Source organism: Olsenella uli, assembly GCF_901212675.1.
GTDB lineage: Bacteria > Actinomycetota > Coriobacteriia > Coriobacteriales > Atopobiaceae > Parolsenella > Parolsenella uli_B.
In genome coordinates this window covers 13300-31988 of sequence record NZ_CAAKOQ010000029.1, presented here as the reverse complement: position 1 = coordinate 31988, position 18689 = coordinate 13300, and the positions used below count along the sequence as shown (strand labels likewise).

Here is an 18689-nt window from a genome sequence, read left to right as displayed (position 1 = left end):
GTCTCGCGGCTCCGAGAGACGAGCGCGCGAACGAACACAAGAGGCGAGCACACGACGGGCGCGGGTTCCAAAGCTTGGAACCCGCGCCCGGATGAGGCGGACCGCCCATCTGAAGATGGCGCAGCGACCACGCACGCAAATGACGCCACGGCCACGCCCACAAATGGCGCGGCGGCCACGCGGGCGCGGAGGCACAGCGACTACGCACGCACGAATGACGCACCTCCCGCGCAGGCGGCGCCACGCCTCCCCTACTTGAGGTCCTGCAGCGCCACCGGCTCGAGGTCGCCCTCGCGCGCGGTGCGGATGGCCTCGACCATGGCCTGCGCACCGGCAAGGGTGGTCGCGCTCGTCACGTGGTAGCGCACGGCGAGCGAGCGCAGCGTGTAGAAGTCGTCGCGCGTGTCGTAGCCGCCCGGCGTGTTGATGATCAGCTGGATGTCGCCGCCGGAAATCATCGTGCCGATGTTCGGGCGCATCTCGCTCGTACGGCGCACGCTCTTGCAGTCGATACCGGCCGCACGCAGCGCCTTCGCCGTGCCCGTGGTGCCCACGAGCGTCAGGCCCATGCCCACGAGGTCGCGCGCGATGCTCACGCCGGCGCGCTTGTCGCGGTCGCGCACGGAGATGAAGACGCGGCCCTGCGTCGGCAGGCCATAGCTGATTGCGAGCTGCGTCTTGGCGTAGGCCGCCGGGAACGTCGGCGCGATGCCCATGACCTCGCCCGTCGACTTCATCTCGGGGCCCAGCGTCATGTCAGCTCCCGGGAAGCGGTCGAACGGCAGCACCGCCTCCTTGCAGGCAAAGTAGTCGAACGCGCGGTCCTCGGGCGGAAGCCCCAGCTCGGAGATCTTGTCACCCGCCATGATGTTGGCCGCCATGCGCGCGAGCGGCACGCCCGTCGACTTGGACGAGAACGGCACGGTGCGGCTCGCCCTCGGGTTGAGCTCGATCACGTAGAGCTTGCCGTTGTGCACCGCGTACTGCACGTTGAGCGCGCCCACCACGTGGCAGGCCAGCGCCAGCTTGTGCGTGGTCTCGCGGATCTCGTCGACCATGGAGTCGGCCAGCGAGTAGGGCGGCATGCAGCAGGCCGAGTCGCCGGAGTGGATGCCAGCCTCCTCGATCTGCTCGAGCACGCTGCCCACGTAGCACTGCTCGCCGTCGGCCAGGGCGTCGACGTCGAGCTCCACCGCCGCGTCGAGGAAGGAGTCGAGGTAGATGGGGTGGTCCTTCGAGACGCGCGTGGCCACCTCCATGTAACTCTTGAGGTGCCGCTCGTCGTAGCAGATCTGCATGCCGCGACCGCCCAGCACGTAGCTCGGGCGCACGAGCAGCGGGAAGCCGATGCGGTGCGCCACCTCCACGGCCTCCTCGTAGGTCTCGGCCACGCCGCTCGTGGGGTAGGCGACGCCCAGATCGTCGAGAAGTACGCTGAAGCGCTCGCGGTCCTCGGCCAGGTCGAGCGCGTCGGGCTGCGTGCCCATGATGGGCACGCCCGCCGCCTTGAGGCGCGCGGCGAGATTGATCGGCGTCTGGCCGCCCAGGGTGCAGATGACGCCCGCCGGCTGCTCCACGTCGACGATGTCCATGACGTCCTCGAACGTGAGCGGCTCGAAGTAGAGGCGGTCGCTCGTGTCGTAGTCGGTCGAGACGGTCTCGGGGTTGCAGTTGACCATCACCGTCTCGTAGCCCTTGTCGTGCAGGGCGTAGGCGGCGTGGCAGCAGCAGTAGTCGAACTCGATGCCCTGGCCGATGCGGTTGGGGCCGGCCGAGAGGATCATCGCGCGCGGCTTGGTGGCCTCACGGCGCTCGGACTCGCCCCACTCGTAGGTCTTGTAGTGGTAGCTCGTGCGGGCCGGGAACTCGCCGCCGCAGGTGTCGACCGTCTTGATGACGGGCATGACGCCCTTGGCCTTGCGCCAGGCGCGGACCTCGAGCTCGGTGCAGCCGCAGAAGTGCGCGATCTGCTCGTCGGAGAAGCCCATCTGCTTCACGGAGCGTATGTCGCGCTCGGAGATGTCGGAGATCTTGCGCTCGGAGAGCCAGCGCTCGATCTCGACGATGCCCTTGAGGCGCGAGAGGTACCACGCGTCGATGCCCGTGAGGTCGTGGATGTCCTCGATGTCCCAGCCGCGGCGCAGGGCCTCGACCACGTAGAAGATGCGCTCGGGCGTGGGCACGGAGACCTTCTGGCGGAAGTCCGGCACGTCGTACATCTCGGGGTGGTCGGCGCCCAGCATGTTCTGACCGATCTCGAGCGAGCGCATAGCCTTGTTGAAGCTCTCCTCGAAGGTGCGGCCGATGGCCATGACCTCGCCCACGGCCTTCATGCGCGTGGTGAGGGTGGTGTCGGTGCCCTTGAACTTCTCGAAGGCGAAGCGCGGCACCTTGACCACGCAGTAGTCGATGGAGGGCTCGAAGCACGCCGGCGTGGCCCGCGTGATGTCGTTGGTGATCTCGTCGAGCGTGAGACCCACGGCGAGGCGCGCCGCAACCTTGGCGATCGGGAAGCCCGTGGCCTTGGAGGCAAGCGCCGAGGAGCGGCTCACGCGCGGGTTCATCTCGACCACGATGATGCGGCCGTCCTCGGGGTTCACGGCGAACTGCACGTTGGAGCCGCCCGTGGCCACGCCCACCTTCTCGAGAATGGCGAGCGAGTAGTCGCGCAGCTTCTGCAGCTCGGTGTCGGCGAGGGTCTGCGCGGGCGCCACGGTGATGGAGTCGCCGGTGTGCACGCCCATGGGGTCGAGGTTCTCGATGGAGCAGATGACGATGCCGTTGCCCGCGGAGTCGCGCATCACCTCCATCTCGATCTCCTTCCAGCCCTGGATGGACTCCTCCACCAGGACCTCGCCCTCGGGCGAGAGGTCGATGCCCTGGGCCACGATGCGGCGCAGGTCGTCCATGTCGTAGGCGATGCCGCCGCCGGCGCCGCCCAGCGTGAAGCTCGGTCGGATGATGACGGGAAAGCCCAGCGTCTCGACGATGCGCTCGGCGTCGGCCACCGAGTAGGCGAAGCCGCTCTTGCAGATGTGCAGGCCGATATCCTCCATGGCCTCGGCGAAGAGCTTGCGGTCCTCGCCAATGCGGATGGAGTCGGTGTTGCAGCCGATGACCTCCACGCCAAACTTGGAGAGCACGCCCTTCTCGTCGAGCTCGATAGCGCAGTTGAGGCCCGTCTGGCCGCCCATGTTGGGCAGGAGGGCGTCGGGGCGCTCGCGCTCGATGACCTTGGCGACCGAGTCGACCGTGATGGGCTCGACGTAGGTGCGGTCGGCCACGGTGGGGTCGGTCATGATGGTGGCCGGGTTGGAGTTCACGAGCACGACCTCGTAGCCCAGCGCCTTGAGCGCCTCGCAGGCCTGGGTGCCCGAGTAGTCGAACTCGCAGGCCTGGCCAATGACGATCGGGCCGGACCCGATGACCAGGATCTTCTTGATGTCGGTACGCTTCGGCACTTAGAAGCGCCTCCCCTCGCGGACGTCGATGGCAAGGTAGTCGGGCACGCCCTCGATGAGCCGGCGGAACGCCTCGAAGAGGTACGTGGCGTCGTGCGGGCCGGGCGAGGCCTCGGGGTGGTACTGGACCGAGAAGCACGGCGCGTCGAGGAACTGGATGCCCTCGGGCGTGCCGTCGTTGAGGTTCACGTGGGTGAGGCGGATGCGGCCGAAGCGCTCGGAGCGCACCACCGGCGCGATGTGGCGGCGGGTCCAGAAGCGCAGGTCGGCCGTGCTGGCGGCCTTCCACGCGGCCACGACATCGTCGCCACCGGAGAGCTCGGGCACGAGCTCTCCGATGCTGCCGAACTCGAGTCCATAGTTGTGGTTCTGCGCGGTGACCTCGACCATGCCCGAGAGCAGGTTCATGACGGGCTGGTTGCCGCCGTGGTGGCCGTAGGGCAGCTTCTCGATGGCGGCGCCCGCGGCCTGCGAGATCATCTGGTGGCCCAGGCAGATGCCGAAGACGGGCACCTTGCCGATGAGCTGGGCGGCCGTCTCGGCGGGCTGGGGCAGCTCGCGCGGGTCGCCGGGGCCGTTGGAGAGGAAGACGCCCTCGGGGTGCATGGCCAAGATCTTGTCGGCCGGGGTGTCCCAGGGCACCACGCGCACGTCGAGGCCCACGCCCACGAGGCCATGCAGGATGCCGCGCTTCTCGCCGCAGTCGAGGGCGACCACCTTGTGCGTGCGGCGCGGGTGGTCGAGGTCGACCTTGGCCGTGACCTCGTAGGGCTCCGGGCAGGAGACCTTGGCCACCCAGTTGGTCTCGGAGATGGAGGGGGCGGCCTTCACGCGCTCCACGAGGCTCGACGGGTCGAGGTCCTCGGTGGAGATGGCGCAGCGCATCGTGCCCGCCTCGCGTACGCGCAGGGTGAGCTCGCGGGTGTCAACGCACTCGATGGCCACGATGCCGTGCTCGACGAGGAAGTCGGGCAGGGTGCCCTCGCTTCGCCAGTTGTTGGGCGTGTGGCACATGTCGCTCACCACGACGCCGGCGAGGTCGACGCCGTCGGACTGCATGTCGGCCGCGCACACGCCGTAGTTGCCGATCTGTGGGTAGGTGAAGGCGACCACCTGGCCGGCGTAGGACGGGTCGGTGACGACCTCCTGGTAGCCGGACATGGACGTGTTGAAGACGAGCTCGCCGAACGTCTCGCCGGGCGCGCCCGCAGAGAGCCCCTCGTACGTGGTGCCGTCCTCGAGCGCCAGGAGCGCCCGCGTGGCACCGGTTGCCAGCAGTGGGTTCACACGTACCCCTTCCTGTTCGCGGCCCCGTGGGGCCATGGTGCCGGTCGGGGCCTGGGCGGGCGCACGACCGGACGTCCCGGCGCACCCGCGAAAAAAAAGCGCCAGCCCATGACGGCGGCGCCCACAAGACAGGCGCGCCTGTTCGTGGCGTGCCCTGCGGCCCAACGTAACCCCGACTTGTCCAACGCCGAGGCAGGCCATGTGCCTTGCAGGTATCCCGTACCGGCTTAAAGGTCGGGAGACAGTATACGCGCGCGGGCGGCCCGGGCTCGCGAGAATCCCCGACGGGACACACGTCCGCAAAAGCTACGCGGGTGGGGCGCGTTCGGGGTGCCCGGCGCCGGCCGCGACGCCCGCGCTGCCCGGCCCGCCGGTGCGGGTGGCGCCGTCCCGCCGGAGCGGGCGCCGTTAGCCTCGTTAGCGTGGGTGACGGCCGTCCCGGATTCGTGAGGAATTCGAGACGATGTGCCCCCGGCCCTATACTCTGATGCCCATCCGGACATAAGGATTGTTCGCGTGCGACGATTGGTGCGGCACGCGCGGCACGGACGTCGGAGGGCTGGCATGGCAGCAGACGAGCGCAGGGACGAGACGGACAGGCCGGGAGTCTTCAAGGGGCTCTCGATGGCGCAGGTCATAGCCGGCGCGTTAGCATCGGTCACCTCGATGCTGCTCACCGAGCAGGTGGGCATCGCGGGTGGCATCATCGGCGTGGTCGTGAGCTCGGTAGCCTACACCGTGACGGCCAAGGTCTACGGCAACATGCTCGCCAAGTCGGGCGAGCGCCTGCGCGACCACCTCGGCGGCGACTCGGGCGAGGAGCCCGGATCGGAGACCCTGCCCTCGAGCGCGATGGACCCGCGCGCCCAGGCAACCCGCCGCGTGGCGCTCGACTCGCGCGAGCCCGCGGCGCGCACCGCGGCCGGAGGACGCATCGCTCCCCCGGCCCTGCGCGCCCAGGCCGCGAGCAAGCGCCGCGCCGAGCTGCAGCGCAAGGTGATCGTGGTCTCCGTCGTGGTAGCGCTCGCGGCGGTGGGCGCCTCGGCCCTCGTGGTGTCGCTGCTCACGGCCGGCAACGGCCTGGGCCCCAAGGCCTCGCAGGTCACCACGACGGCCTCGGTGACCGCGTCCGCCACCACCAAGGCAGCGACCACCTCGGCCTCCACATCCGCGGCAAAGACGTCGGCCGCCACGCAGGGCACGACGGCCGGGTCCGCCTCCGACGAGGGGTCCGCGAGCAAGGGCGAGTCCACCGCTCAGAAGGAGACCTCGGGCCAGTCGGCGACCACCTCGGCCGCCACGCCCAAGGCCAGCCAGAACTCCGCGGCAAGCACCGCCGCCGCAAGCAGCCCTGCCACGATGACCACCTCGTCTTCCGCCAAGGAGACCAGCGAGTAGGCTCGGCCGAATAGGAACAGGCCTGGGCAGCAGGCGCGGGCACCCGCCCTTACGCCACGTGCGGCTGTGCGGCGAGCACGATGGCCGCGCAGTGCGCCGCGGCGGCCTTCTCGAACGTGGGGTAGTCCACGGTGCCCGAGTCGTCCGCCTTGTCCGAGATGGCACGCACAACCACGAACGGCACGCCTACGAGGTGGCAGACATGCGCGATGGCAGCGCCCTCCATCTCGCAGCACACGCCACCAAACGTGTCGACGATGAAACGCTTGGCGTCGTCGGACGCCACGAACCTGTCGCCCGAGCACACGCGGCCCTCGAAGACGTGCACGTCACGGGCCGCCTCTCCGGCCGCGCCAACCACCGCGCGGCGCAGCGCCGCGTCTGCCTCGAAGGCAACGAGATGCAGGTCGGGGTGCTCGCCGGGCTTGTAGCCAAGCAGCGTCACGTCGAGGTCGTACTCCACCGCGTCGGTCGAGACCACAAGGTCGCCGATGCCGATGCGCGCGTCGAGCGAGCCCGCCACGCCGGTGTTAATCACGTGCGTTGCGCCCAAGACCGTCGTGAGCACGGTGGCGCACATGGCGGCGTTCACCTTGCCGACGCCGCAGCGCACGACCACGACCGGCACGCCCTCAAGTGTGCCCTCCACGAACTCCATCCCCGCCACCGTACGCGTCGTGGCATCCGCCACCTGCGACTTCAGGTACTCGACCTCAGACTCCATCGCCCCGATGATGCCAACCTTCACGCGTGCCATGGGCCCTCCCCCACTCGCCTACTCGACGGGCATACTATACCGCGCCTTCCGGACAGCGGGCGGGGCGCCCCGGCATACGCCCGAGCGCCCCCGCGATGCTCGCGCATCTCGGCCCTGTGTCCGGTGCGCGCCATGACCGTCATGCCCGGCGGACCCGACAGGCCCGCCAGGCCCTCGAGGCCCGCCGGGCCGCCGGCAAGCCATCCGCTAGCCAATCAGCTCCAGGATTTGTGTGAGCCCCTTCTTGCCAAAGCTCACCTGCTCCGAGTCGCCCTCGTCCACCACGAGGCACGGCACGCTCATGACGTTGAACTCGTCCTTGAGGGCGCCAAAGTGGTTGATGTCGTAGACGTCGGCCGTGACCTTGGCGTTGTCGGCCGCGATGCGCTGGGCCGCCGTGACCACCTCGGGGCACATCGTGCACGAGAGGCCCACGAGCACGCGCAGACGCACCGGCTTGTCGATAGCGGCTATGGCCGAGCGGTCCTCGTCTGCGATGGGCTGGCCGGGGCCGGCGGCGTTGTAGAGGCCAAGGACGAAGCTCGTGAACTCGTGGCCGCCCGGCACGCCGTGGAAGGCGAGGCCGGAGGGCGTGCCGTCGGCGCGCATGACCGCCACGAAGGGAAGTTCGGACGCAGCGTCGCCGAAGGTGTCCGCGTGCCTCACGTCGAGCTTGTCCGTGAGCTTCGCGAGCTCGGTCATGTAGCCCTCAAGCTCGCCGGAGACCGGTCGGTCGTCGAGGTGGAGCTCGAGCGTGAGCGGCGAGGCCATGCGCTGGAAGACGGCGTTCAGCTGCGCAAGCATGGCGTCGTCAAAGAGCGAGCCCGATGCGGCCGAGCTCGCGGCCTCGCCGTCGGCGGCAGGCTTGGGGGCCGCGCTGTTGTCCTCGGGCGTCGGCTTCGAACGGCTCACCGGGGCCTGGGGCACCAGGCCCGTGCGCTCCTGGGCGGCCTTGAGGTAGCGCTCCATCTCGGTGGCCGTCGTGGCCGCCTGGCCCACGGCCGTGGCCACCTGGCGCAGGGGCTTCTCGCACACGTCGCCCGCGGCGAAGAGGCCGTCGGCCGTCGTGGCCTGGTGCGCGTCGGTCACGATGTAGCCGTGGTCACCGGTCCTGGCGACGCCGTCCACGAGCTGGGTGGCAGGCGCGTAGCCCACGAAGACGAAGATGCCGAAGGTCTCGCCCGGCTTGGCCTCGTAGGTGGTCTCCTCGCCGGTCTTGTCGTTGCGGTAGACGAGGCGGCGGAGGGCCGAGTCGCCCGTGGCCTCCACGATCTCGGTGTTGTAGAGCACCGAGATCTTGTCGTTGGTCTTGGCCTCCTCCGCCGTGCCCTCGGCGCAGGTGAAGTCATCGCCGCGCACGAGGATGGTGACGTGGCGGGCGTACTTGGTAAGAAACACGCTCTCCTCGGCGGCCGCGAAGCCACCGCCCACGACGAAGACGTCCTTGCCCGTGAAGAACTCGCCGTCACAGGTGGCGCAGTAGGCCACGCCATGGCCGCGAAACTCCTCCTCGCCCTTGAAGCCCACGTGGCGCGGGCTGGCGCCCGTGGCAAGCAGCACGGCAAGGCAGGGGATGTCGCCCTTGGTGGTGTGGACGTGCTTGATGTCGCCGGTGAGGTCGAGGCTCGTGACCTCGGCGAGCATGAACTCGGCACCAAAGGCCTCGGCCTGGCGCTGCATCGTGGCCGTGAGCTCCTTGCCCGAGGTGGAGAAGACGCCCGGGTAGTTCACGACCTCGTCGGTGATGGTAATCTGGCCGCCAAAGTGCTCCTTCTCGACGACGAGCACGCGATAGCGGGCGCGCGCGAGGTAGATGGCGGCCGTGAGGCCCGCTGGGCCGCCGCCCACGATGACCGCGTCGTAGAGCTTGGCGATGTCAATGTCTGCCATATCTAACTCCCTTGTTACGAAGAGGGCCGCGCCGGCAACCCGACGCGGCCCGAAGAGACTGTTGTGTGCTCCACTCACCCAGCTACAAAAAAGCCAATGTGGGCGCAAGGATCAGCGAGCGATAACCCTACAGTTGACCAACGAGGTCAAGGCTGGGCTTCAGGGTCTCGGCACCCGGCTGCCACTTGGCGGGGCAGACCTGGTCGCCGTGCTCGGCCACGAACTTGGCGGCCTGGACGAGGCGCAGCAGCTCCTTGGCGTTGCGGCCGATTCCGCCGGCGGTAACCTCGTAGACCTGGACCTTGCCCTCGGGGTCGACGACGAAGGCGCCGCGCTCGGCAACGCCGTCGGACTCGATGAGGACATCGAAGTCGTTGGCCAGGACGTGCGCCGGGTCGGCGAGCATCGGGTAGGTGACCTTCTTGATGCGCTCGGACTCGTCGTGCCAGGCCTTGTGCACGAAGTGCGTGTCGCAGGAGACGGAGTAGACCTCGCAGCCCTCGGCCTTGAAGGCGTCATAGTTCTCCGCGAGCTCCTCGAGCTCGGTGGGGCACACGAAGGTGAAGTCAGCCGGATAGAAGAAGAACAGGGACCAGTGACCAAGCGTATCGGCCTTGGTGACGGTCTCGAACTCGCCGTTCTGGAATGCCTGGACAGTGAAGTCGCCGATCTCGCGTCCGATCTGGGACATGATGAGCTCCTTTGCTCTTCTGGCGGCAGTCCCGGGCGCCGTGTGCGCCCGGCTCTTCCGCTGTGGCCTCGTCTTAGATATGGTACTGACGAATACCACTTGCCCTTATTAGTACTGAATCCTATTATGGAGTTACCTCAGGCTAAGTCAAGGGGAATGAGCTAGTTTTCGATCAGGTTTTGGTTCGGCCAGATCGCGTGCCACGCGCGGGCATCCGGGCCACCCGAGGAGGTTCCAGCCATGCAGGAGGCGAACGCGAGGCACCGCCGCAACACGAAGCAGCGTCAGCTGGTGCTCGATGCCGTGCGCTCGCGCCACGACCACCCCACCGCAGACGAGATTTACCTCTCCGCGCGCAAGGAGGACGACCACATCAGCAGGGCCACGGTCTACCGCAACCTCAACCTGCTTGCCAACGAGGGCGAGATCCAGGCCGTGCACGTCAAGGGCGGCGACCGCTTTGACCTGCGCTGCGACCGCCACGCGCACGTGGTGTGCCAGGAGTGCGACGCCGTCACGGACGCGCCTCTGCCCTACGAGGGGGCGCTCGACACCGAGCTGGCCGAGCAGACCGGCTTTGCCGTGAAGGGGCACGTCACCACGTTCGTGGGCATCTGCCCGAGCTGCCAGAAGCGGATGGCCAAGAAGTAGCCGCAAGTCACGGGCAGGCTCGGCCGCCCAGGCGAGTGGAATGTCGCGAGAAGAGGAGGGCGGGGGTGCTGCCGAGCTGGCAGCACCCCCGCCTCATATCGATAGCGGCCGGGCCCTACGCCCCGATGTGACCCACCTGCGGGCGGTCCGCTCTGCGCGCCCATACGAGCACGCAGACGCCCACCACCACCAGGGGCAGGCTCAGCAGTTGTCCCATCGTGACGGGCCCAAAGAGGTAGCCAAGCTGCGCGTCGGGCACACGCACGAACTCGATGAGGAAGCGAAACACGCCGTAGAGCACGAGGAACGTGCCCATGAACGTGCCCTGCGGACGGGCCGGGGTCCTTCGCGACAGCCACAGCAGCACGAGGAAGATCACGAGGCCCTCGAGGACCGCCTCATAGAGCTGACTGGGGTGGCGCGCCACGTTGCCGCCCGTCTCAAACACAACGCCCCAGGGCAGGTCGGTGGGCTTGCCCCAGAGTTCGCCGTTCACGAAGTTTGCGCAGCGGCCAAAGAACAGACCGATGGGCGCGCCGATGACGCCCAGGTCGCACATGGTGGGAAACGAGACCTTGAGTCCCCGGCACACGAGCGCGCCGCCCACGACGGCGCCCGCGAGCCCGCCGTGGAAGCTCATGCCGCCCTCGCTCACCGCGAAGACCTCGAGCGGGTGGGCAAGGTAGTAGCCGTCGCCGTAGAACAGGCAGTAGAAGAGGCGCGCGCCGATGATGACGCCCCACGCGATGCCCACCATGACGCTCGTGACCTCCTCGGACGTGAGGTCGAGGCTCCAGCGGTGCGCAACCCGGTAGACGACGACGCCCGCCAGCACGAATCCCGCGAGGTAGGCAAGGGCGTACCAACGGATGACAATGGGGCCGAGGGCGATGGCCACCGGATTCAGGCTGTGGTAGAGCTCGTTGAGCATGGAGGCTCCTCATGAAAGCCCCTCCGCCGGCCGGGGCGGAGGGGCGACTTCGTCAGTCCGTGAGCGTGCGCGCCGCCGCGGCGCCGCGCTGGCCCTGGTAGTGGCTCCCCAGGCTCTTGGAGCCGTACGGGCGCTCTGCCGGGCCCGTCATGCGCTCGAACGACATCTGCCCGATGCGCATGCCCGGGTGCAGCACGATGGGCAGCGTCGCCACGTTGGAGAGCTCGAGGGTGATCTCGCCGTCCCAGCCCGGGTCGACGTAGCCGGCCGTCGAGTGAATCATGAGGCCGAGGCGCCCGAGCGTCGACTTGCCCTCGAGCTTGCCGAGGATGTCGTCGGGCACGGCGATGCGCTCGAGCGTGGTGCCCAGCACGAACTGGCCCGGGTGCAGCACGAACTGCCCGCCCTCCGGCACCTCGACGGCCTCCGTGAGCTCGGGCTGCGAGACCGTCGGGTCGATGTAGGTGTGCGTCGAGTTGCGGAAGATCCTGAAGCTCGAGCCCAGGCGCACGTCGACCGAGGCGGGCTGGACGTCCTTGGGGTCCAGCGGCTCGATGACGATGCGACCACTCGCGAGCTCGGCCTTGATGTCCCGGTCGGAGAGCACCATCTACCCCACCGCCTTCACGGCAGTGACGCCGGGCACGTGCTCGACGAGGACGCGCTCGATGCCCTGCGAGAGTGTGAGGCCCGAGAGCGAGCAGCCTGCGCACGAGCCCGTGAGCTCGAGCGACACCACGCCGGCGTCGTCGACCCCCACGAGCACGCAGTCGCCGCCATCGGCCTGGAGGCTGGGGCGCACGGCATCGAGCACGGACTCGAGAAGCTCGGTGTCAACTGCCATCGAATCTCCTGCCTTCTAGTACATCACCGGACGGACAGCCGTGACGCCGGGCACGTGCTCCTTGATGATGCCGTCGATGCCCTCGGAGATGTCGGCCGTCGCGAACATGCACGCAGCGCAGGCGCCCGTCATCTCGATGGTGACCTCACCCGTCTCGTCGTTGACGCCGATGAGCTCGAGGTCGCCGCCGTCTGCCTGGAAGCTCGGGCGAATCGCGTCGATGACGTCCTCGAGCAGCTGGTGGTCGATCTTGGGACGAGCCGCCGGCTCGGCAGTGGCCGCCGCAGAGGCCTTGGCCGAATCGGCCGTGGTCGTGGTCTCGTTCTCTGCCATGTCCTTCCTCTCCCCCGGCATGGCCGGGTATCGCTCGCACGGGCCTCCGGCCGCGGCCGGGCGTGCCCGTGCGTCACACACACATACTAGCAGCAGCGTATACCCAAAACGGTACGCGCCCGAGCGCGAGATTGCGGGATCGGGCGCAGGGCGGCTGGGGTGCCGTTGGGCGGCACGGAGCGGCACGGGCCAGCGAGACCACCGCGGGCTGGGGCGTCGGCTGAGCCGCGCCCTACCCGATGCCCGAGAACAGGTGCCCGCTCGTGGCGTGCCGCTCGCGCGCGGCCGGCTTGCGCCCCGCCGCCACGGCATCGAGCGCGCGCACGAGCCTCGCCACGGCCGCGCGGGCCTCCCCCTCGTCGAGCAGCGTCGCGTCCACGGCAAGCCGCGTGACGCCAGCGGCAACGAGCTCGCCTGTCTGCGGCGTGAGGTCGAGCGGGAAGGCATCGTAGATGCGCGAGCGCCCGTGCAAGTCGGTGCGGACGGGCAGGAGCTTGCCATCGCGGTCGCGAAGCGACAGCCGCCGCCCGCGCAGGGCGCAGCGCGGGCAGTCGTGGATGCAGGCGTTCGCCGTCTGCAGCACGCAGTGCTCGCTCGTCATGACGCGCGGGCGCCCCGAGACGACGAGGCCCACGGGCACGGTCGCGCGCGGGGCAAGCTCCGAGATCTCCTCCAGGGTGAGTTCGGGCGAGAGCCACACTCCCGCCGCGCCCGCGCGCTCGAGCGCCGCGAGGCAGCTCGCGTTGTGCACGGGGATGCAGCCGCGCACCTCGGGCGCGGCGCCAAGCTGGGCGGCGAGCGCCAGCTCGGACACATTGCCCACGGCGACGGGCTCGCCGGTCCGCACCCACGCGTCGAGCCGGGCGTGGTCGGGCTCGCGACAGACCTCGTCGAGGACGGGCACGCAGCCCTCGGGCCACGCGCCCTGGGCAAGCTCATCGGAGGGCACGTAGACGCGGGCGGCACCGGCATCGAGGGCGGCGCGGGCAACCTCGGGCGTCATCGCGATGGCGCAGACCTCGGGCGCGGCGGTTCGGGCTGCGGGATGGTCCGTGTCATCCTCGAGGCCCGACACCTGGGCGAGGCCCCGCGCACGCGCCACGTAGGGCTCCATAATCGCGCGCTCGAGCGCCTCGCAGGCGGCGGTGCGCACCTTGTGCGCCTCAGAGAAGCCCATGCCGCAGCCCTCGTCCATGTCGACCTCGACGGAGACGGGCTCGAAGGCGGACGAGCCCATGCGTCCCACGTGCTCGGCCAGGTCGTCGCGTGTGACGGCGCGGGTGCGGGCCGGCTCCACCACGAAGCCCTCGGCGACAGCGCGCGGAAGGGCGCCGTCCTGGCCGAGCGGGCCGCCCACGCACGTAAGCTCGACCGCGAAGGGCCTACCCAGGCGTGAGATGACCCTCACGCGGACCGGCCGCTTGCGCGTCACCTCGCGACTGAGCGCCTGGGAGCTGCCGTCATGGGCGGCCTTGCTGCGGATGAGGCGCGCGGGGCAGCCCTTGGGCATCGGGCGCGCCACCTTGCACTCCACCGTGCCGCCGGCGCGCGCGTCCACAGGCACCGTCGCCGTGAGGAAGGCGTCGGGGTTGTCCTTGGGCCTGAGCTCGAGGAGGTCGCCCGCCCCGACCGGCTCGCTCACGCGCACGGTCACCGTGCAGCGCGCGGCGCGGCGGTCCTGGCGGGGGTCGCGGTGCAGGTTGCCGCGACCATCCCTCCTCTGGACCTGGCCGCCGGAGCTCGCGATGACCTCGCCCACGAGCTGGCCGCGGTTGTTGGAGCGCTCGTAGCTCATCATCTCGTCGCCCGAGGTGCCACGCAGGTAGGCGTCGGTGAAGTCGCGGTTGAACGCGCGGGCCAACCTCCTCGCCACGGCCTTGTCGACCGGCGTGCCGCCCAGCTCCGCGGCCTTGGGGCCCGCCATGCCCGCGAGCACATCGTCGATCTGCTCGCGATAGGCGCCCACGACGCTCCACACGTAGTCGGGCGCTTTCATGCGGCCCTCGACCTTGAGCGAGCCCACACCGGCGGCCATGAGCGCGCCCACGTCGGAGGCGGTGCAGGCGTCCTTGGGGCAGAGCGGGCGGGTGCGGCCGGGCGCCTCGAGGGCGCGGCCACGCTCGTCCACGAGGTCGTAGGGCAGGCGGCACGGCTGGGCGCAGAGGCCGCGGTTGGCGCTGCGGCCGCCGGCCATGCTCGACATGAGGCACACGCCCGAGTAGCAGAAGCAGAGCGCACCGTGGCCAAAGACCTCGAGCTCCACGCCCTCCTCGGCGATGCGCTCGATCTCTGCGAGCGAGAGCTCGCGCGAGAGCGTCACGCGGTGCGCCCCCTGCCCGCGGCACCACGCGACGCCGCGGGCGTCGTGGACGTTGGCCTGCGTCGAGACGTGCAGCTCAAGCTCGGGCCACAGGCGATGGACCTCGTGGAAGAGGCCCCAGTCCTGGACGATGAAGGCGTCCGCGCCGCGGATGGCCGCCGAGCGCACGAGCGCGAGCGCGCGGGCCATCTCGCCCTGCCGGACCACGACGTTGATGGTCACGTAGACGCGCGTCCCGGCCAGGTGCGCCTCACGGCACGCCGCCTCGAACGCGTCGTAGGTGAAGTTGTGGGCGCCGCGGCGGGCGTTGAAGTCGTTGCCGACGCCGCAGTAGATGGCGTCGGCCCCCGCCGCGAGCGCCGCGCGAAACGGCTCCGGACCCCCCGCCGGAGCCAGCAGCTCGATTGCCATGGTCCCTCTCCGTAAATGTTGCCCTAAAACCAGCAATTGAAGTCGGCCCTCACGTTAACATAACCCCACCCGCAAAGCCGAAAGCTCCACACCCCCAGGCGCCCCGAGCGCCAAGGCGCACGCACCCATCCACCCAAGGCAACATCCGACTCGGCCCAGCGTCCCGCCGACCATCTGAGTAAGCCAATTTTGCGGTTGGTGGTCACGACGGGCGACTTACCCTGCAATTCAAAGCGCTATGACCGCCTATAATCCGGAGTTCCCCGCCATCGGCAGGCCACCGGTAACCCCATATCCCTGTAAAGCCGCTATCAGCAGCCAATATTCGAACTTGCCGCCTTCTTTTCGCGCAGCCTCGCGCTCAATACCCACGGTAAACCGTCCCTCGTGACCACGAATCCGATAATCAGTTCCTCGGCAACGGCGGTCGCCAGCTACAAGTCCAGCTTGGAATACCTTTTGAGAGCCGGAAGCAGCCTCGCCCTGAGAATCATCTGCCGGCCCTCAAACCCCGCGTCGCGAATCCTCAGTCGCTTTCCCATTGCGCGGTACACGTCAAGCACAAGCTCGCGAAAGAGGCCATCTTGAACAAGGTCCTCATACCACACGTTGATGACCGAGATGCCAGAACCCGTCAGCTTGTTCTGACGTCGATCATCACGACCGACCTTCTCGATCGAATGCGGTTGCTTTCCCTTGTATTCAAGCCCAACGCTATCGAGGAGCAGGTCGACGAACCTGTCATTGCCCGGTGTTCTAACTCTGCCATTGAGCTCGGACTTCCCGGTTATCCCCATGCCACCAAGCCTTCTGGGCAAAAGGAACAGGACATCCAAAATGCTCTCCATGGGCGAGTTGGAACCATCGCGAACATGGACGATTGCCGCTCGTGCCCGAGGCGCCCCGTGAAACCCGCCGAGCGCCTCTATCTTACGGGAGATTCGTCCCACGCTGGTGAGCGGCTGGGAGATTCCCGTGTAGCCGTCCCACGACGATGCGCCCGCATCAAGCAAATAGAAGCCGCAAAGCTCATAGCCAATCAAAGCCAAGTCGACCTCATCGATGTCGTCTCTGGCGGCAAGGGAACAAAAGAGAAGCTCTGGCGAGATAACCTTGAGATCGCGCGCTGCCGTGATGAGCGAGCGCGGGGGAAGCGGAGCCTCTCGTATGTGACATGCAACGTCGCCCCTCGAGCAGGCTCGATTAGAATCGCCCACAAGAAGATGAAAGGGACGCTGAGAAACCCCATGGAGACCAAGATCTTCGGCAAGCCAACGCGTGGGCGCGATGCCGCAGTCGTGGAGCTTCGAGGTTCTGCGCATGTCCAGCAGGTCTGGAGCCAGCGCGCGGCGTGACCGATAGAACTCCAGGGCCGATATGTCCGTCAGACATCTCATGGAAAGAACCTAGCAGAGGACACCGAAGAGCACTCACGTCATTCAGACTTGCTCGCCAACTAACCCGACAAGAACCCAACAAGCGAGAACAGGATGCGCGTTTTTATCAAAGACTTATGCTTCTTATCCTATTGGCCGTAATTGGTGTCACTAGAAAAACCAAAGCCGCAAGTCCTTCACCAGCTGTTTGTTGAAAACTATGCTTAGCTTCTGCGCGGAAAGAGACTTGCTTTGCACGCTTGTTTTGGCCCAAGACATGAAAAAACCACAACCATCCGAGAGGAACACGCGAGGCGCGCTTGCCTCCCCAGGCCTCAGCCCACAAAATGGAAAGCCATCAACCCTCAAGAACGCGTACGCCCATCTCCCGCAAGTTGGCTTGCCTTTTGGACGGCCGCCCGAAAAGCACCTGCCTGAAATGCTGTCAAGATCCTCGCCACCTCAAGCCCTTAGGCCGAAGCACAGCCGTCAAGCAGACGCAGTCGCTACCCCGTGAGACCAGTCGAATAGTCATGGGGGATCTATTTGAGGCGCCAGGAAATACGCCAAGCATGTCGGCCGGTTTTCTAGCCCGTGGTCACGAATGCCTACTTACCGTTGATTCTCAAAGCGCAAGACTGACCTCAGACCCTTTCTTTTGTGAGAAAGGCGCTTTCCTCATTCGAATGCATGCGTTGTCTACGAAAGATATGCCTTACTGACGGCCCTGGGGAGGCCCCCAAGTACGCAAAACCATGACGCCGGGGCTGAAGAAACAAGTAAATGACCACTCGTGACCACGAATCGGATACTCGACGAAATGGACGACCCAGAGCAGGAAGAAGGGCCGCTCCCGAGGGGGTGCGGCCCTTTGGCAAGGCTATGTGAATGGTTGCCGGCGCGGGGATGCGGGCACAGCTTATGTGGCTGGCGCGGGGATGCGGGTGCGGTCTATGCCAAGCGCGCGAAGTGACGCTTGCCAACCTGGAGCACGGCACCCTTCTTGAGCAGCGACGGGTCGACGTTGTAGCTCTTGGCCGGCAGCACCTCGCCATCGACCTTCACGCCGCCGCCGTCGATGTCACGCCTGGCCTGGCCGGCCGAGCTCGACAGGCCCGCCGCCACCAGCACGCGCGGCAGGTAGACGAGGCCCTCGTCGTTGAGCTCGATCTCGACGGCAGCCTCGGGCACGTCCTCGGGAATCTCGCGGTTGCGGTGTACGTGCAGGAACTCCTCCTGCGCGGCCTCGCCCGCACCCGCGCCGTGGTAGAGGTCGCAGATGTTGCGCGCGAGCGCCTGCTTGAGCGCGTAGGGGTCGGCGGTGCCGGCGGCAAGCTGGGTGTCAATCTGGTCGACCTCGTCGACCGGAAGCGTGCTCGCGAGGCGGTAGTACTTGCCGATCATGGCATCAGGGATGCTCATGACCTTGCCAAACATGTCAGCCGGCTCGTCGGTGAGACCCACGTAGTTGCCGTAGCTCTTGGACATCTTGCGCACGCCGTCGGTGCCCTCGAGCAGCGGCATCGTGAGCGCCACCTGCGGCTCCATGCCCATCTTGTCCATGAGGTCACGCCCGGCGAGCAGGTTGAAGAGCTGGTCCGTGCCGCCCATCTCCACGTCGGCCTTGATCATCACGGAGTCGTAGGCCTGCATCACGGGGTAGAGGAACTCGTGCAGGGCGATGGGCGTCTGCGACTGGTAGCGCTTCGTGAAGTCGTCGCGCTCGAGGATGCGCGCCACGGTGAACTTGCTGCAGAGCTCGAGCAAGCCCTTGAGGTCGAGCGAGAGGATCCAGTCGCCGTTGTGGACGATGGTGGTCTTCTCGGAGTCGAGGATCTTCATGGCCTGGGAGACGTAGGTCTGGGCGTTGGCCTCGACCTGCTCCTGCGTGAGCTGGGGGCGCGTGGAGTTCTTGCCGCTCGGGTCGCCGATGAGGGCCGTGCCGTTGCCGATGATGAGCGTGACCTTGTGGCCGAGGTCCTGGAACTGGCGCATCTTGCGCAGCGGCACCGCGTGGCCGAGGTGCAGGTCGGGGCTCGTGGGGTCAACGCCAAGCTTGATGTTGAGCGGAACGCCGCGCTCGAGCTTCTTGCGCAGCTCCGCCTCGGGCACGATCTGGGCCGCGCCCGAGGAGATGACCTTCATCTGTTCGTCGACTGATAGCAACTTTCCTCCCGCAGGTCGGTAGCACCCTCGCCTGCGCGACGCGGGCGGTGCTTGTGTCTGAGCGACCCCGATCGCGGCCGCGCGCCCGGTGTTGGGGCGCGGCACGTCTGTCGAGGCAACTAGTACAGTTTAGCGAAAGGCTTGGAGAAAGTCCGATGCGCCGGACGGCGGCG

At 67.7% G+C, this 18689-nt stretch carries 15 protein-coding genes; 3 read left to right on the top strand and 12 right to left on the bottom strand.

The window, feature by feature from the left end:
• Positions 1 to 251 precede the first annotated feature (251 nt).
• Positions 252 to 3461, bottom strand: a complete 3210-nt coding sequence (gene carB, locus EFAMC1_RS03385) for a carbamoyl-phosphate synthase large subunit (RefSeq protein WP_154052924.1) — start codon at positions 3459 to 3461, stop codon at positions 252 to 254.
• A complete protein-coding gene (gene carA / locus EFAMC1_RS03380) occupies positions 3462 to 4748 on the bottom strand; it encodes a glutamine-hydrolyzing carbamoyl-phosphate synthase small subunit (protein WP_261981746.1) in 1287 nt (428 codons plus the stop codon).
• Between the two features lie 564 nt (positions 4749 to 5312).
• Between carA and EFAMC1_RS03375 the strand changes: the two genes are divergently transcribed.
• Positions 5313 to 6146 carry a hypothetical protein gene (locus EFAMC1_RS03375; protein WP_154052922.1) on the top strand — a complete coding sequence of 278 codons (834 nt, stop codon included), beginning with the start codon at positions 5313 to 5315 and terminating at the stop codon, positions 6144 to 6146.
• 49 nt (positions 6147 to 6195) lie between these two features.
• Here EFAMC1_RS03375 and EFAMC1_RS03370 read toward each other — a convergent pair whose 3' ends face one another.
• The 3 genes from EFAMC1_RS03370 to ahpC all read right to left on the bottom strand — a co-directional run bounded on the left by EFAMC1_RS03370 (position 6196) and on the right by ahpC (position 9484).
• Entirely contained in the window at positions 6196 to 6903 is a 708-nt protein-coding gene (locus EFAMC1_RS03370; protein WP_154052921.1) for a 5'-methylthioadenosine/adenosylhomocysteine nucleosidase, read from the bottom strand.
• A gap of 207 nt (positions 6904 to 7110) precedes the next feature.
• The gene (locus tag EFAMC1_RS03365; protein ID WP_154052920.1) at positions 7111 to 8793 is read right to left on the bottom strand and encodes an FAD-dependent oxidoreductase; all 1683 of its coding nucleotides are present in this window, start codon (positions 8791 to 8793) and stop codon (positions 7111 to 7113) included.
• Between the two features lie 127 nt (positions 8794 to 8920).
• Complete coding sequence (ahpC, locus tag EFAMC1_RS03360) at positions 8921 to 9484, bottom strand: alkyl hydroperoxide reductase subunit C (RefSeq protein ID WP_154052919.1); 564 nt, start codon at positions 9482 to 9484, stop codon at positions 8921 to 8923.
• A gap of 240 nt (positions 9485 to 9724) precedes the next feature.
• Between ahpC and EFAMC1_RS03355 the strand changes: the two genes are divergently transcribed.
• Positions 9725 to 10135 carry a transcriptional repressor gene (locus EFAMC1_RS03355; RefSeq protein ID WP_154052918.1) on the top strand — a complete coding sequence of 137 codons (411 nt, stop codon included), beginning with the start codon at positions 9725 to 9727 and terminating at the stop codon, positions 10133 to 10135.
• A gap of 115 nt (positions 10136 to 10250) precedes the next feature.
• Here EFAMC1_RS03355 and lgt read toward each other — a convergent pair whose 3' ends face one another.
• The 6 genes from lgt to EFAMC1_RS11150 all read right to left on the bottom strand — a co-directional run bounded on the left by lgt (position 10251) and on the right by EFAMC1_RS11150 (position 15810).
• On the bottom strand, positions 10251 to 11066 hold the full coding sequence (lgt, locus tag EFAMC1_RS03350) for a prolipoprotein diacylglyceryl transferase (RefSeq protein WP_154052917.1): 816 nt from the start codon (positions 11064 to 11066) through the stop codon (positions 10251 to 10253).
• Between the two features lie 52 nt (positions 11067 to 11118).
• The gene (gene dcd / locus EFAMC1_RS03345; RefSeq protein WP_154052916.1) at positions 11119 to 11676 is read right to left on the bottom strand and encodes a dCTP deaminase; all 558 of its coding nucleotides are present in this window, start codon (positions 11674 to 11676) and stop codon (positions 11119 to 11121) included.
• Positions 11677 to 11910, bottom strand: a complete 234-nt coding sequence (locus tag EFAMC1_RS03340; protein ID WP_154052915.1) for a NifU family protein — start codon at positions 11908 to 11910, stop codon at positions 11677 to 11679. It lies immediately after the preceding gene.
• A 15-nt stretch (positions 11911 to 11925) separates the two neighbouring features.
• Positions 11926 to 12243: a NifU family protein gene (locus tag EFAMC1_RS03335; protein WP_154052914.1), complete on the bottom strand. Its 318-nt coding sequence runs from the start codon at positions 12241 to 12243 to the stop codon at positions 11926 to 11928.
• 232 nt (positions 12244 to 12475) lie between these two features.
• Entirely contained in the window at positions 12476 to 14974 is a 2499-nt protein-coding gene (locus EFAMC1_RS03330) for a U32 family peptidase (protein ID WP_154052913.1), read from the bottom strand.
• Positions 14975 to 15408: 434 nt separating this feature from the next.
• Positions 15409 to 15810 (bottom strand): hypothetical protein, encoded by a 402-nt coding sequence (locus EFAMC1_RS11150; RefSeq protein WP_154052912.1) that lies wholly within the window; start codon positions 15808 to 15810, stop codon positions 15409 to 15411.
• A 69-nt stretch (positions 15811 to 15879) separates the two neighbouring features.
• Between EFAMC1_RS11150 and EFAMC1_RS11145 the strand changes: the two genes are divergently transcribed.
• Positions 15880 to 16329, top strand: coding sequence for a hypothetical protein (locus EFAMC1_RS11145; RefSeq protein WP_154052911.1), 450 nt, complete (start codon positions 15880 to 15882; stop codon positions 16327 to 16329).
• A gap of 972 nt (positions 16330 to 17301) precedes the next feature.
• Here EFAMC1_RS11145 and tyrS read toward each other — a convergent pair.
• Positions 17302 to 18516: a tyrosine--tRNA ligase gene (gene tyrS / locus EFAMC1_RS03320; protein ID WP_187324533.1), complete on the bottom strand. Its 1215-nt coding sequence runs from the start codon at positions 18514 to 18516 to the stop codon at positions 17302 to 17304.
• Positions 18517 to 18689: the final 173 nt, after the last annotated feature.